11 protein-coding genes are annotated in these 15,202 nt (G+C 36.6%); 2 read left to right on the top strand and 9 right to left on the bottom strand.

Going from position 1 to position 15,202, the window contains the following annotated elements; translation table 11 throughout:
- Position 1 precedes the first annotated feature (1 nt).
- The 3 genes from ACKWB9_RS04960 to ACKWB9_RS04970 form a co-directional block, all read right to left on the bottom strand.
- A complete protein-coding gene (locus ACKWB9_RS04960) occupies positions 2-373 on the bottom strand; it encodes a response regulator transcription factor (protein ID WP_414001893.1) in 372 nt (123 codons plus the stop codon).
- Positions 374-2,143, bottom strand: a complete 1,770-nt coding sequence (locus ACKWB9_RS04965; protein ID WP_414001894.1) for an ATP-binding protein — start codon at positions 2,141-2,143, stop codon at positions 374-376.
- 519 nt (positions 2,144-2,662) lie between these two features.
- Positions 2,663-3,574 carry a DUF72 domain-containing protein gene (locus tag ACKWB9_RS04970; protein WP_414001895.1) on the bottom strand — a complete coding sequence of 304 codons (912 nt, stop codon included), beginning with the start codon at positions 3,572-3,574 and terminating at the stop codon, positions 2,663-2,665.
- 372 nt (positions 3,575-3,946) lie between these two features.
- On the opposite strand from ACKWB9_RS04970, the gene ACKWB9_RS04975 reads away from it, so the two are divergent.
- Positions 3,947-4,834 carry a WG repeat-containing protein gene (locus ACKWB9_RS04975; protein WP_414001896.1) on the top strand — a complete coding sequence of 296 codons (888 nt, stop codon included), beginning with the start codon at positions 3,947-3,949 and terminating at the stop codon, positions 4,832-4,834.
- 719 nt (positions 4,835-5,553) lie between these two features.
- Positions 5,554-6,135 (top strand): recombinase family protein, encoded by a 582-nt coding sequence (locus ACKWB9_RS04980; RefSeq protein ID WP_414001897.1) that lies wholly within the window; start codon positions 5,554-5,556, stop codon positions 6,133-6,135.
- 261 nt (positions 6,136-6,396) lie between these two features.
- On the opposite strand, the gene ACKWB9_RS04985 is transcribed toward ACKWB9_RS04980, so the two are convergent.
- From ACKWB9_RS04985 to ACKWB9_RS05010, 6 genes are all read right to left on the bottom strand, one after another.
- A complete protein-coding gene (locus tag ACKWB9_RS04985; RefSeq protein WP_414001898.1) occupies positions 6,397-9,150 on the bottom strand; it encodes a zinc-dependent metalloprotease in 2,754 nt (917 codons plus the stop codon).
- 421 nt (positions 9,151-9,571) lie between these two features.
- Entirely contained in the window at positions 9,572-10,483 is a 912-nt protein-coding gene (locus tag ACKWB9_RS04990; protein WP_414001899.1) for a hypothetical protein, read from the bottom strand.
- 257 nt (positions 10,484-10,740) lie between these two features.
- Positions 10,741-11,028, bottom strand: a complete 288-nt coding sequence (locus ACKWB9_RS04995; protein ID WP_414001900.1) for a hypothetical protein — start codon at positions 11,026-11,028, stop codon at positions 10,741-10,743.
- 162 nt (positions 11,029-11,190) lie between these two features.
- A complete protein-coding gene (locus ACKWB9_RS05000; protein ID WP_414001901.1) occupies positions 11,191-12,483 on the bottom strand; it encodes a hypothetical protein in 1,293 nt (430 codons plus the stop codon).
- 700 nt (positions 12,484-13,183) lie between these two features.
- Entirely contained in the window at positions 13,184-14,488 is a 1,305-nt protein-coding gene (locus tag ACKWB9_RS05005; protein WP_414002210.1) for a recombinase family protein, read from the bottom strand.
- Positions 14,427-14,918 carry a recombinase family protein gene (locus ACKWB9_RS05010; protein WP_414001902.1) on the bottom strand — a complete coding sequence of 164 codons (492 nt, stop codon included), beginning with the start codon at positions 14,916-14,918 and terminating at the stop codon, positions 14,427-14,429. Before ACKWB9_RS05010 ends, ACKWB9_RS05005 begins: the two co-directional genes overlap by 62 nt.
- Positions 14,919-15,202: the final 284 nt, after the last annotated feature.

The raw sequence follows: 15,202 nt of genomic DNA on the forward strand, positions 1-15,202 counted from the left end.
CTCAGGTTTTGTTAATTTCTCTAGCTACCCGTACCAGCAGTTCCGACGGACTTACGGGTTTGGATATAAAATCATTGGCACCCATTTCAAAAGCACTCAACACGTTTTCTTCGTTTCCGGCAGAGGATATTATGATAATCGGTGTCTGGGAAGAAAGATGGTTCCTCACGTGATCTATCAATTCAATTCCCGAAAAATAAGGCATCATAATATCGGAGATGATGATATCCGGCATGGAATGCGATAGGTATTCCTTTACTTCTTTTCCATTGGCGGAATAATGGACTTCGTATCCTCCTTTTTTCAATCTAAAGTTCAACAATGAAGCCAAAAGCTCATCATCATCGGCCAGTAATATTCGCTTTTTTGACATTTATTCTTTTTTTAATTTAATCAAGGCACTGTCTATGGCTGCTTCGTTTTTGGGATATTCCTTTAGAAACAGCTCAAATAAATCGGTTACTTCTTGACGTTCGTTCTGTTTGCATTTTTCTTCGATCTGAACAATAATATTACGTAAGTGCCCTGCTTTCATCATAGTGAGACCGGCCTTTAATTTATGGGCGGCCAATGAAATTTCCTTCAAATCGTTATTTGCCAGATGTACTTTTGTCCTCCCAACAAATTCCAGTACATTTTGTTTAAAGAGCCTGATCAGTTCGGTCAACATATCTACTTTTCCAAAACAATCTTTTAAAACGGCATCCAAGTCTATGGTTTCTTCCTGTATGGGTGCAATTGTCTTTTGCCGTAATAAGTGTGCACTGCCCTTGGGCAATCTTTTTTCTTTTTTGGTCTTGAGTACTTTGAGCAACAGCTCGTCCAAAGTATAGGGCTTTAGTATAAAATCGTTTATTCCAGAAGAAATACATTGTTTTTGATCTTGCGAGCTAAAATCCGCACTTAAGGCAATTATTGGGATTTGGCCGATACTTTTGTCCCGAATGGATCGGATTTTCCTCGAAACTTCAAACCCGCTCATTCCCGGCATTTTCAAATCCATCAATACAAGATCAATATCAAGTGTTTTTAACATGTCAATGCCTTTTTTCCCATTGTCCGTAACATAGACCCTGCACCCCCATTTATTCAATTGTTCGCTAATTAAATGTTGGTTAAGCACATTATCCTCAAAAACCAATATGCCCGTACCTTCCAATAATTGCCTGCCCTTTTGTATATTACATTTGTTCAGGTCTTTTTTGGGGATATGCTGCGATGTTCCTTTTACATATGGAATCAAGAATTCAAAAGTGGTGCCGATTCCTTCCTTGCTTTTTACGGTAATTTCACCTTTTTGTTTTTCAATAATTTCCTTGACAATGCTAAGTCCCAATCCTGTGCCACCATATTTTAAAGAAGTGGTGCGTTCCACCTGTCTATAGCGTTCAAAAACGTTGTTGAGCTCCGCTTTGGGAATACCTATTCCCGTGTCTTCGACAGAAAACCGTAAAACATAGCTGTTTTTCTCTTGTTCCTTGATCTCAACAGCAAGTTTTACGTGACCTTTTTCAACAAATTTTATCGCATTTCCCAAAAGGTTGAGTAGGACTTGGGAAAGTTTGGATGGGTCACCACACAGTATTTTTGGGATTTTGGGGTCAAGGTGTACCTTAAGGTCTATATTCTTATCAACTATCAAGGTCTTACATAAGAACATCACATCTTTGATCAATCCATGAAAGTTGAAATCTACGGAGTTGAAATTTTCCATACCTGAGGTAAGTTTGGAATATTCCAATATCTCATTAATGATTTCCATTAAAGTGAATGAAGCGGATCGTATGGCATCTACCTTCTTTAATTGGCTTTTATCCAGCTTTTCTTCCTTAAGAAGGTTGGCAAAACCAATAATGCCATTCAACGGCGTTCGTATTTCATGACTCACATGGGCAATAAATTCATTGTCCATAAAGCGTTCCCCAGTGTTTTCCCTTTCTTTGGTATGAAGGCTTGTATCTTCGGGGAGGCTACTGTCTTCAGGTTGAAAAATTCGATTTTCCAAATCGTTCTTAAAATTATCGAAAGAACGTTTCAAGGCCACGGCTTCCTTTGTATTTAATTCCTCATAGGAAAACTTGTTCAATGACGATTCCAATTGAAACAATTGATCAAGTAGGTCTTTGGTTTTCGAAATGGGCATAGGTTAAAATTCCGTTTTTATGGTTTTTACATTATTCTCCAATAAATTTAAAATTCCCACATTCCTGTTCTTTCGGCAATTAAATGTTTTCTAGCCTTCCTTTTTTGTTGTGAACGGTCTCTATTTGTAGGTATGGGGTTTATGATATATCCCGTTATTCAACAAGATATCCAATACAGTAAGTTTATTTGTACTAGTGAAATAAGCTGGAAAATATGAAAGAAGTTGCCCTAGAAAACCATATCCATACTTTAAATTACGATGGTAATGGACACTTCTAAAGATATAAACATCAGTAACTTTACGGGTATCATAATTTTACACAATTATTGTATGATACCCGGGTTTATTAAAAATGGAAATGATCGAAATAATCCCCCGCCGAGGAGATTATTCGTTAGTAACGCACCACGGCCGGGCAAGATGGGTGCCGCAACCTCCAATAGTTGAATTCACTTTATTTAAAAGTTTAGACAAAACATGTTAACCAATTAAAAATCAACTAACTGTATGTTGTATTTAAAATAACATGTTTGGTGGTGTCAATGTTTTCGGAACGGTCAAGCTACAATTGAGCTTTTCATTTAACTTTTTAATAAAATAGGCCGATAATAAAGGGGATTCCAACTCCATATTCTGATGCACAAAAAAGTTGACTTTTTTAAGTCCTTGTGCTTTCCATTTTATTAGTCTTACCACCCAATCGTCCAATCGGGAATAATCGCTCTCATGGTTGGCCCCCACGTATCGTATAAACGCCTCGTCATTGGTCAACCGCATATGCATAATATCCCTGCGCCCGGCGGTATCCACCAGGGTATTCGCAATTCCGTTTTCTTCCAAAAGGTGATAAAGTTCCTGGGCTACCTTTTTATCATTGAACCAATCTGTATGTCTAAACTCCATGGACAACCTAAATTCTTTGGGCCATTTTTGGACAAAGTTCACCACCCGGTCCCAATCTTTGGGACTAAAGTTATTATGCATTTGCAAAAACACCGTACCCAACTTTTCTTTAAGATGTGCCGTAACGTTCAGGTATTCCTCTAAAATGGGGTAAGCCTGATCGTTTAATCTTCTCAAGTGGCTTACATTTTGTATTATTTTTGGGAAAAACTTAAAATTGGCCGGGGTCTTTTCATACCATTTTTGATAGGTTTCAACAGAAAAGATACGGTAAAACGTAGCGTTCAGCTCTATGCAGTTGAACTGTGTGGAATAATAGGCCAGTTCATCTTTAGTTCCCCTATATGTTGGTAAATTTTTCGGATAGAAATTTTTAAGGTCTTTTTTGTTCCATTTTGCACACCCGACGTAAACTTGGAGAGGTTTATTGGACTTGGTATTATTTAATACAATTTCCGTATCAGGATGGTCTTCAGGTAATGTAAAATCAATCAATTCAGGATTTTCAACCTTTCCAAACTTCATAAGTCAATACTAATGTTGGTTAAAACTTTTAGAATAAAGGTATGAAAACCAGCCATAACTAGTGATGATACAAATCAATTGATATTCAACATTAATGAATCGATTTGAGATGTTCTCAATTCTAATAGTTAATTTAGCTATCAGACATATCAAAAAGAAGCATTGCTTTTTATTCTGTTAGTGGAAATCTGGTAAATTTCAAAAAACAGTACAGGGTAAGAGAGTTGATGCTCACGCCATAGGCGTGGGTTTCTCTTATTTATACTGTTGGGCTTACCAGAGCCCCCACTATTGAATTTGAGTATAAATCCCATGCCTTCTTTGTTTTTCAATTTCGCATTAGGGGTTTGGCGAGCATTAGATAAAAGTGTTTTGAAAAAGTTAGTAATTATTCTTTTCGTCATGATTGCTTTAATGGCCTGTAAAGAACAAAAGCAGATTGATTATAAGTATGGCCTGCAAATTATCAAGGATAGCAACCTTAAAGGTGTTGTAGATGTTAATGGCAATTCAATTCTCGATACCAAATACGAAAATATAGTAATACTAGACGAGAATTTTATTCAAGCTTGCTCGACCTACTCCAAGAATAGGAAATCCTGTGGAGTATTTGATGTCAACGGCCATGAAATTGTGCCAATGGTCACAGATGGGATTTTAGAAGTATATGATTCAAAGTACTTTTTGGTCGCTATGGGAAAATCCAAAGCAATCTTTGATTTAAACGGAACCCTAGTGCTTGACAAGCAAGATGAAATTTATTCTTATAGCCAAGGAATAGTAGTGTTCAACAACAGAATTGTTGTCGGGGACTTGGAAGTAGAAAACAGGTATTTTGTTCGTGACCTAAACAACCCCAAATCATTTTTAAACCAGCAGAAAGGTTTTAAGCGATATGTGCAATTGTTGAATCCAAACGAAAGAAAGGATAAGTTCCTGTTTAAAACGTCCAACAATTTCATTTTCAATACAAATGGTAAGCAAATAAAGCAATTTGCCAATTATTACAATATTCTGGGTTATGGGGAAGGTTATTTGACAGTGCAAAATCAAGATTTAATGAAGGGTTACGCCAATTCAAGAGGAGAATTGGTATTTAAACAGGTTTTTGTTACGGCCAAACCTTTTAAAAAAGGAAAAGCAAAGGTTTCTATTGGAGGGAATCATGATTTTGTTATCAATAGTAGCGGAATCTGTATTGAAAATTGTCCATCTGAAAGATTGTTGAAGTATCATGGAATTTCCAGTTGGATTAATTGAGTCAATCCAATAAAAAAGACTGAATTATAACAAAAAAAGAGCGAATGTGTGAACATCCCCCTCCAAACCCCCAATTTCATCCTTTTTTACATCCTGTAAAACATGAGATGTTGTCAAATATCACTTTTTCTACCATTAAAATTTTTATGATTCAAAGTATTGATATTAAGAAAATTATGACCCAAATTCTATCAAATATTTTATTTACTAAGGGTAGGTATTTTGTAGGTTTTGCCAAAATTGGAAAATAACATGAAAAGTGGTCAAAATTGCCTTATAACCCCCGATTTGCCCAAAACGGTAAAAATGGACCAAAAATGGCTTTAAAGAGTTTTTAATCCCAATACGCACGTATACTATTTTGTAGGTCAAATGGGATTTCTAAAATTAAATGAGTTCCCGTGTGTGTTTGGACTGTACCGCAATACCTTTTTTGAGACTTAATCTTTTTTCCTACCCCTACCCTTAAAAATATGGTTTTTTATAATTTAGGGTTTGGTATTCAGAGAAAATTCAAATCCAATTTATTCATTCTGCTTCCTCACACAATTAACCGCACAAAATTCTTAATTAAAATTTAGGTGTTATGTTTTTAGGCCGTGGCCTATCCGTGGTGCAGTTCTGACTATTCGATTGGACGTACATATAGTCGTTAAGATGTACTATTGGAGCCCCTTCTAAAATTGATACATTTCGTATCTTTATATAAAGCAGTTTAAATGAAAGCAAGATACGTTAGGGTAAGTACCCCAGACCAAAAATTGGAACGACAATTAGTAGTCCAAAATCCAGATGAAAGATTGTTTGTTGATGTTTGTAGCGGTACAATTCCGTTTGCAGAGCGGGAAAAGGGAAACGAACTACTGTCCGACGAACAAATAGATTATATCTCCGTAAAATCCATTGATAGACTTGGGCGCAACCTGTTGGACATACTCAATACCCTAAAACACTTTGAACAGAAAAAAGTAATCGTAAAGGTTGATAATCTTGATATTGAATCTTTGGTGAACGGGAAACCGAACCAAGCTTTTAAGCTGATAGTATCGGTACTGGCCAACATATCCGAAATGGAACGGGAAACCATGTTGGAACGACAAAGGGAGGGTATTGCCATTGCAAAGGTTAAGGGAAATTATAAAGGTCGTGTGCGTGGCTCCGTGGAATCCAAGGAAGATTTTTTGGCAAAGTACCCAAAAGTGGTAAAGACCCTCAAAAAGCAATCTTTACGGAATACGGCAAAACTATGTGGGGTAAGTTTGGGTACGGTTCAAAAGGTCAAATCGGCAATTACTTCTTAAAAACATAGAATTGATGCAATAAATCAAAATACGAACTTTCTTGAAAATTCCATTCATTGACACTAGATAAATGAGAAAGTGGCTTAAATCACGTATTGCATACCTCAGAATCCAAATAGGCTGTCAAACAATAATACCAGCAGGTGAATGTGGTCTTTAATATAAGTTTGAAACGAAAATGATAGAATTTAAATACAATCGTAAAAACTCCCAATCAAACCCAGAACATGTAATTACCTAAAATAAAGACCATATACATTCTTATTCCTTTATCACTTTCTTGCTAACAATACTACCATCTTCCATTGTTAAGTTGAGGATGAAAATTCCAACAGGGAAAGTCGATAAATCCAGTTCGGAAGAAGATAATCTTTCCTTATTCTCATAACTAAGCAGTCGGGTATTATTCAATCCGTAAATCGTTGCAGAAAGTACCAGATTATCCTTCGATGATATAATTTTGAGGATGCCTCTTGTTGGATTTGGATGAATTGTAAGACCTTTAAGATAGATATCGTCATCTTTCTTCCGAGTTTCAGTTTTCACCCTAATTTGTATCGGGTTATGTATAAAAGGTTCATCATAGCCACTGTCTGCTTTTGAAGAAGACCCTGTATCAATCAACAGCCCCCCACTTAAATTACAATTAGGTTCAGAGGATGTTTTAGCGGAAAAAATGGCACCATTCTTAATATGGGTGTTTGGCCCAATTGTTATCGTCTCTTTTGCTTTTAAATCCAATCTCTCATCAATGTCAACGTTGCAGGAATTACCCCCAACCGAAATTGATTTCCCTTCCAAATAATCCGTAGTCGGATGAGAACATAGTGATAAATCGGAATTCGAATAGTTTAAGAAATTGCTTAATGCATATATATAAACCTCTCCACAATACGAGTTGCCGACGACCAATAAGTTTCCGCTCAAATCGGAACTTTTAGAGAGACTGGTAGCTGCTGCATGGGGGTTAGGTTGTAGATATGAGTTATTATTACCATCATATACAGTTACCAAATCATAATTTGGGGTTTCCCTTTTATGAAAGGATGTTCCTGTATTGCTCAACATCAATAAATATTCATTATATACATGGAACGACAAAGGGTCGTTCCAATTACTATTTCCATCGAAAAGATTAAAATCAAGAACCTCGTTTAGTTTGACAATATTGCTTCCTCCCTGAGCAAGTGAATTAAGGTCATAAGTTGTTACATGTTGATTATTGCTATTAGCAAGCGTCCATCTATATGTATACAACAAGTTTTCAGGAGCCTCTGTCAAAACAATCGTTTCTGCAATTATTGTTAAATTAGAGTTGACCGCTTCAAAATTTCCAGATGTATTCTTGGCATAAAAATATACCTGTCTTGACAGTCTATTGTCTCCACTTTCAACTGCAATGATTTCACCGTTAAATTGAAGCGCATTGATATCTATGTAATCTTGCGTGCTTACCACATAGAAATCATCGATATGAGAAAAATTAAATCCGTTATACTCATATATATACAAGTATCTTTCACTGGTAATTACCAATGTATTATCCCTGTAAGCCATGTTTATTCCAAACTTGTTATCCCCAGAAATTTGTTGAATTTGAGTCCAAGTTTGATTTTGATTTTTCTCGAAAATAAATATCGAAACATTCGTTGAAACAAAAAGAAAACCATCTTTAAGTAGAACATTTTCAATTGCGATATTCGGCATTTCCAGCTCGCCATTTGATGAAATTGAACAGCCATCTATGTTGAAGAAATTTAACTTTTGCGCTATTGGATTCGAGATGACAAGCTCGTCATAGTCCAAACTCAAAACTTTCCCAAAACCACTATCCTCAACATCGCTTTTAATTTTGAAAGCGTAACTATCAGAACCTGCCCCATTGCAACTACCAGACTCGCCAAATCCTCCAGAACCTCCAGAACCTCCAGTTCCGCCAATATTTACGGTACAGTCAGCATTCAAATAAGTCTGATTGTAAATCAAGCTTCTATAAAAGGATGCTTTTTGATGCATTATGTCAACCTGTTCTTCCGTAAAAAAATCCAATGAAGTATTATAATCCATGAAGTTCTCTGCTGATGCTAGGTCTCCTAAACAATCTAAAACTTCTTCATCTGGAAAAAGGGTGTTTCCCAAGGATGCTTCTTCCAAAATAGGGGTGTCACACACCTTGTCTCCATATTTTGTACAATCTGGAATATTGATAGATGACAAATCACATTCCGATGTATTAAAAACATGGAATAATCCAAGCCAATGTCCAACCTCATGAGCTAAGACATGGCCATCCGTATCAGATGGTCTACCTGCCTGAGCTCCAACATATCTATGATTAAGTACAATGCCATCGATAAGCTGTCTCAAGATGTTTTGCTGTGTTGTGGTTGTGCCTTGCAAAATGTCTGGTACAACGGGAAAACTAGAATACCCAGCAATAGCATATAAATTGCTGGAATCACCAACTGGTCTAAGGTCTGTTATGTAGACATTCAGATATATCTGTGGGTTCCAATTAATCGATTTTATTAATCTATCCTCATCTCTTGGGTCAATGGTATTGATTGTATAGAAATCACTTCCATAGGTGCGTGTAATACCAGTCGAGGATTGTCCAAACGGATCTGTCTTGGCCAAACAAAACTGAAACTTAGGGTTTGTAGGGGAACCAAAACCTACTTTACTTCCCGATGCAACCGCATTAAAGTTATTGTTTAGAATTGCCAATTGTTCATATATCTTTCCTCCAGATACGTTAGCCCCTTGCCCGATAGGTTCTCCATTATGAACCACGTGGAATACTACTGGAATGGTCACCGTATTGTATGTGGTTTTCCCCGCAATTGCCTTATTTGATTTAGAAAAGTTCCTAAACTGAGATTCAAAGCTATCTATTGTACTACCATATCTTTCAGTTACAGCTTCATGATATTCATCAAAGCCACAAAATTTTTGGGCTGTCAACAAAGATGGTATGATGCATAAAAAAAGAAGGTAGAAGTATTTATTTGTCATCTGTTTTTTTTTAAAAAGTAAGGCGATGCCAAATCTTTGCCATCATCGGTTAAAAAAATTATTCTATTAGCCGAAAAAAGTATTACACTGGTACTGGGAAAATTCTCTAAATCCAATCCCTTATTTCCATCCTTGTTCAGATTTAGCCTATACAACTTTTTTTTATTTACTTCAGAGTAGTACGTTAATTCTGATAATCCTTTTGCAACTAGATTCCCCTTGTTCAGCTCAATGATTTCAAATTTTCCAGATTTGTCGAAATTGATAGTGTATGTACAATTCAGAAATGTAGGAGGATTGTCAATTTGAGAATCCGAGCAAATGTTCCAACTACCTAACAACTGTTGCATTAGCAGGTTTGAATCTTGTGCCTGACAAAATGATAAGGCCAGAAAAAGAGCTATTAAACGCATATTAAAACTTACTCTTTTGTTTCCTTTAATTCAGAGATTTCAGTTTTCAACTCTTCAATCTCCTTTTGCTGTTGAATGGTATAGAGCATAAGCTCTTCAATTTTTTGGAGCAGTTTGGAGTTCATCTCACCCAGTTTGATTCCATTTTCCTCCACTTCCTTGGCACTTGGGATGTTTTGCAAATGTCCTTTTTCTTCTATATGGGCTTCGACTTCTTTTAAAGTTGGGAGATGGTACTCTTTTTCAAATACATAATCTGGCCAGCCTTGCATATCAACTTTTACTTCCTGGGTGTGGATGTTTCCGTTTACTGCTAGTTTGGAGTCTGGAGAAGTCGTGCCTATCCCCATTGTTCCTTCATTCGTGAAAACGAAGTTGGGGTCACCAGACTGGCCATATCTAAAATACAAGTCTTTAGCGGTATGATTATTAGAATGATATAAACTCCACCCAGAATAGGAAGCTCCAAAACTTGCTACTCCTCCTGCTATTTCCAGTTTTGCGGTACCGCTATGCTGGTTTGTATAAATTCTAGCATGTGAAGAACCATCATATTTATAAACTTCGAAATTTGAAGAAGGATTTGCTATTCCAACCCCAACGTAACCATTTTGATTTGCGGTCAAAATATCTCTCCAACCTGTCCATACATTATTGTTTGCATCCCATTGTCTCAGTTTCAAATAACCATACGGATAACCTGAAGTGGTTATCTCAAAAGTCCTAGAACTTGAATCGCCTATTACAGATAGTTTGGTTCCATAATTATAAGTCCACCCCAACGCATTATTTGACCCAGGGCCTACTTGATAATATACACCTGAAGCCATATTGTTTGGAGATTGACTTTCTGGATATTGATTCTGTGAATGGCAAAAAAAACTAACTGCAAGTACTATGGTAAGCAACACTTTTCTCATTTGATTTATTTTTCACTGAAAGTAGGAAAAATATTTTATTAATAACTAGCAAAATTTTGCAAACTCAGAACTATTAAAGTTTTGATAAAATGCATTGTTTAGGAAGTAACTGTAAATCAATTTTTTATACTAATCAGGTAAAATTTAACAACTGATGCAAAAAACGTTATGAGATACTTTTTAAACTTTTGGAATGAGATTAGACCGAATCAAATAGAAAATGGCTGAAATCTTCCATTGCAATCTCAAAAAGGATGCTAGGCCGCTTCTTTCCGTCCACTTAATAACTTGAATCTGTTTATTGCAGCTTCAAGGGCCAATTTTTGGTCTTTTCCCCTTGAAATGCACCAAGCCCATTTACCAAAGGCCTTGTCTGTCGGATAGCTGATACAATCAAAACGCCTATTGTACCTTTTTTCAAATACCTCATAATAGATATGGTCGGTCTCTGAATCCGTTACCTCATAAATGTATGCTTGGACGGAGGAGTGGATTTGGGTGTAGGTCTTTGTACCTTTTTGGTAAGTTTGATTCAGTTCTTTCATTTGATTGTTTTTTTCATATAGTTTTCAATAAATGCTCTTTTTTCTGGGTGTCTCCGTATAAAGCAGTTGATTTCATCGTAAACGATTTCGTTCCTCTCATCATCTCCATCTGCTTTTTCATTAATATCCTTATAAAAGTGAACAGTTCCCTAGTGCTGTTCATCAGCTTGCTTTTAATTGGCACTCGAAGTCCTGTTCCTTCATTTTCTGCTTAATGAAATCCTGTACAAACTGTCTGTCATTTTCACGACAAAGGATACTGTCATGTATCGTTGTGCAGCTAATGCCCATTTTCTGTAACTCTGCTGAAATACTGTCCACATATAGGGCGGATTCATGCTGCTGGAGCATCACGGCGAGTTGGTTATACCCCTTCATCTGCTTTATCTTGTCTGAATACCTGATAAGTTCGGGGTACATCTTTTCCAATCCAGATTTCAGGGTGTTGGGGGTATAGATAGGGGCAAATACAACCTTCATCAACCCATTTTTACCTGTATTCCTGTCGGGTAAGTTCAGACCTTCAACAACATTTTCGTATAACCGTCCGCCAATGGCATCTTCGATAAATTGTCCCTTTATACCTTCTTTCTTCATTTGATTGGCAAGGATTGCGTACTGGCTGTTCACGGCATCGACCTGTACCAGGTTGTTGGCTTCGGCAATGACATACCTAAGAACCGTAGCCATGTTGGTAAGGTTATGGTCTAACCTGTTATTGGTGTGGTTTCTTGAAGCATAATAGTTACCATCCCGTAGGTTTTCGATAGAGGCGACATAACTTCTCTTGATATTGGCGGTCTTGATTTTCAGGTACTCGCCCTTGTCCATGATGAAGTACCTACCATCATCTTCAAATAGCGTGACCCCTAACTTGGTCGCTTTGGCAATCGCTTTCTGGGTATTGATATAGTAGTGCTTTTTACCATCGAAGACCCTAACAGCACTTTCTTTGATTGCATGGTTTGCCTTGTAATTCGTGTGGATGACATCATAAAGCTTTTGTAACAAAGCTTGTTTAAGCTCACCATAAGGGATATATAGACTTTTAATAAAGGATAGGGCATTTTGTACCACCTCCGTATCATTGTTGTATTCAAGGCCCTTGTATTTGACCTGTACCGTTACCTGCCCCTCTCCAACAGATAAATCCTTGTGCACCTTGTAGTAATGGGGCTTCTGTCCGTCGGAGCTAAAAACCTCATCGCACTTAACAATCCCAGAATGTAAAAGTGGCTTTAGAAAGTTTTGGTACTTGCTATTGAAAACGGTGAGGAACAGGCCATAGCTGAACGATACGTAACAATAGGGCAGTCCGAACCTTCTTTGACTGTCGGTAATCAACAAGTCAAGGAAACGAAACGCCTTATTGGTCTGTATCTTGGATAGTCCAAGTTCGGTAACGGCATTGTATAGGTCAATAGGTACTGATACCTGCTTGTAAAGGTCAGCCATACGGTTTGTGTTGGTACACCTATGGCTTTATGGGAAAGAATTTGTAACTTTGAAATCGCTAAATAATAAAGATTACAATCTTTAGCCCTGCCTAACGGTGGGGTTTTTTCTACATTAATTTATTACAAATATATAGCTGTTGACAATGTCAATCAAGTATATTAAAATATTTGTTACCATCAATGTTTTTAGGGTTTATGCGAGTTTTTTACCCTGTTGCCAAATAGTGTTAATTTGACGTTTCTTGTGTTAAATATTTTTTGGCTAAATGTTAAAATTCCCATCCTTTACAGTACTGTTTAAATTGATTTTAAATTACCGCAATAGCCCATAAGTAAAGTAATAGGACCCGCACAGCCCTTTCCTTATTTACCCTAAATTTCACTCATATATTATGTCCACTCCTTTTAAGGGATAAAGCCAAATTGTATTGTATAGGCGTGTGTCTTCTGATATTTGTACAGATTTCAATACAACTCTTATATATACCATTATGTCTACACCTTTTTGATTACCAGTAAACCCCCGCCAACCCATGTAATCATTGAATCAAAGTATTGTATTTCTAAAATCAAGTGCGCCCTTATTCCAATATTGTTAGAATAGGCCAAACAAAATCAATCCAAAGTAAAGATTGTTGAATCATTTGGCTACCGAATCAACAAGGGAGCTGTCAAATGAATCGACTAAAAGATAAATACTATCCCAAAATGTCCTTCAGGGTATATTCAAACTCCCCTACCTCTTTTTCAAGCTTCTTTTTAAATACCTTGTATCTTTTCAGCGTATTCTGTCCACTTGGATGTGGACTGTAATCAATCAATTCCTTTGTTGGAAAAATTAATTTATTGTCCAAATTCGCTGCCAAATCCTGATTATTATTGAGCATATAGGTTTCGTTTGGAATCGGTATATTGAATTGCACTTCTATCAAAAAGTACTTTTGGGCATGGTGGAAGGTTACATTTAGTTTTTGGATATATTTCTGTATTAGTTGCTTCTTTTCGGAGAGGGGCATTTCATCATCAATAATACCTTTGTTAGCAAGATTGAGGCCACCTTTTAAGGTTTTGTCCCAAGTCCTTTGCATCCAATCTTCAAAATAGGGATTGTTTCCATTCTTAGGCTTCCATGATTCTGGCATTGGGATATCCTTTCTTATCTCTGACAAGAATCTTTCTTCGTTCTGTAACAAAATCTGTTCTTTCTTCAAAGCTTCTTGTACTTCCATTTCATGCTGAAGCTTGGCCTCTAAACTATTTTTTGCCCGTAAATAGTTTTCCTTGTCCACGATTTCTTCTATGAAGTTTTGGTAGTTATTGGATATCTTTCTTTTGATTGCATTTATTTCCTTTTCGTTCTTCTGGATTTCAGTATTGGTTTCGGCCAGTCTTTTTTCGCTTCCCCCATGTTTAAATGCCTCCGTAACCCGTTGATACATTTCTCCATTTCTAAAAAAGTTGTCCCAAACAAATCTTTCAAAAACTTCTAAATTCAAAGCCCTGTTATGGCAATCCTCCAATCTACTTTTTCTACTAGCACATAAATAGTAGGCATATTTGCTATTCCTCTGTTTTCGTCCATAATAGTTTTTACCACACACACCACAGCAAACAAGTCCTTTGTTCAAAAGGTACTTATGCACAACTTTGGTTCCAGAAAATATTCGGTTATTCTTTATGTTGTCATTTACCTTTTGCCAGTAGGCCTCATCGAATATCGCAGGTACTTTGTACTCCACGCCTGATTGGGTTCTGACACCTTTATAATATGGATTTTTGATGATGTCCAGTATTGTATTCCCAGCCCAAAACTGCTTGTTCCTTTGCGTGGGAACTCCTTCTTCAGAAAGTTCATTGGCAATAACCTTGCTTCCTTTTCCTTTTAAGGAGGATTCATATATCCTTTTGATAAGCTTGGCCTGTTCTGGGTCAATCTCTATTTTACCATCCTCCCCTTTTCTGTATCCTAATAGGTGGTTTACCCTGTACCAATCCGTTTTCAGCGTTCCGTTTGAGTACTGTCTTTATTTTTTGAGAAGTTACCTTACTATAAAATTCATCAAAAGCGGCCTTCTGGGTATAGAACATATATTGTTGGGGGTCAGATAAATCTATAGGACTACCGTTATCATATAGTATTACATTGTTGTCCTTTAGGTAATCGGCCAGTTTCAACCAACTTTTGGTGTTTCTGGCAGCTCTTGAAGTTTCCCAAATAAATACTCCTGTTAGTTTACCATCCACTATATCAGATATGAGTTTTTTGTACATTGGTCTATCTGCGGAAATATCCGCACCAGAAACAATTCCCTCATTGTATATATTGAATTCCGTTTCTAATCTTTCGGCAAGTTCAATGCCTAGTAGTTCTTGTTCTCTTAATGATTTCTGATTGGCATGGTCAACTGACTTTCGTACATATATTGCTAGCATGGTAATTCAACGAAATTGTTTTCAAATAACTACATTTTTTACCATTATAAAGTTGAACCTTAGTGCCTCTTGGATAAAAGTTCTTTAAATCCTGTCTGTTCCATTTGGCACATCCTACATAAACCTGAACCGGGTTGTCATTCTGTTGTTTTCTCAACAAGATTTCAGTATCGGGATGATTGAGAGGTATAGTAAAATCTATTAATTGAGGGTTGTCTACACTACCAAATTTCATAGCTTAAATCTAAGGATAATATTCAAAAAAAGATGTCGAATTAATCTAA

The organism is Maribacter spongiae (assembly GCF_047345125.1).
GTDB lineage: Bacteria > Bacteroidota > Bacteroidia > Flavobacteriales > Flavobacteriaceae > Maribacter.

Coding starts and splice junctions, on each gene's coding strand:
- ACKWB9_RS04960 (WP_414001893.1), bottom strand. CDS start 373: ATGTCAAAAAAGCGAATATTACTGGCCGATGATGATGAGCTTTTGGCT.
- ACKWB9_RS04965 (WP_414001894.1), bottom strand. CDS start 2,143: ATGCCCATTTCGAAAACCAAAGACCTACTTGATCAATTGTTTCAATTG.
- ACKWB9_RS04970 (WP_414001895.1), bottom strand. CDS start 3,574: ATGAAGTTTGGAAAGGTTGAAAATCCTGAATTGATTGATTTTACATTA.
- ACKWB9_RS04980 (WP_414001897.1), top strand. CDS start 5,554: ATGAAAGCAAGATACGTTAGGGTAAGTACCCCAGACCAAAAATTGGAA.
- ACKWB9_RS04985 (WP_414001898.1), bottom strand. CDS start 9,150: ATGACAAATAAATACTTCTACCTTCTTTTTTTATGCATCATACCATCT.
- ACKWB9_RS04990 (WP_414001899.1), bottom strand. CDS start 10,483: ATGAGAAAAGTGTTGCTTACCATAGTACTTGCAGTTAGTTTTTTTTGC.
- ACKWB9_RS04995 (WP_414001900.1), bottom strand. CDS start 11,028: ATGAAAGAACTGAATCAAACTTACCAAAAAGGTACAAAGACCTACACC.
- ACKWB9_RS05000 (WP_414001901.1), bottom strand. CDS start 12,483: ATGGCTGACCTTTACAAGCAGGTATCAGTACCTATTGACCTATACAAT.
- ACKWB9_RS05010 (WP_414001902.1), bottom strand. CDS start 14,918: ATGCTAGCAATATATGTACGAAAGTCAGTTGACCATGCCAATCAGAAA.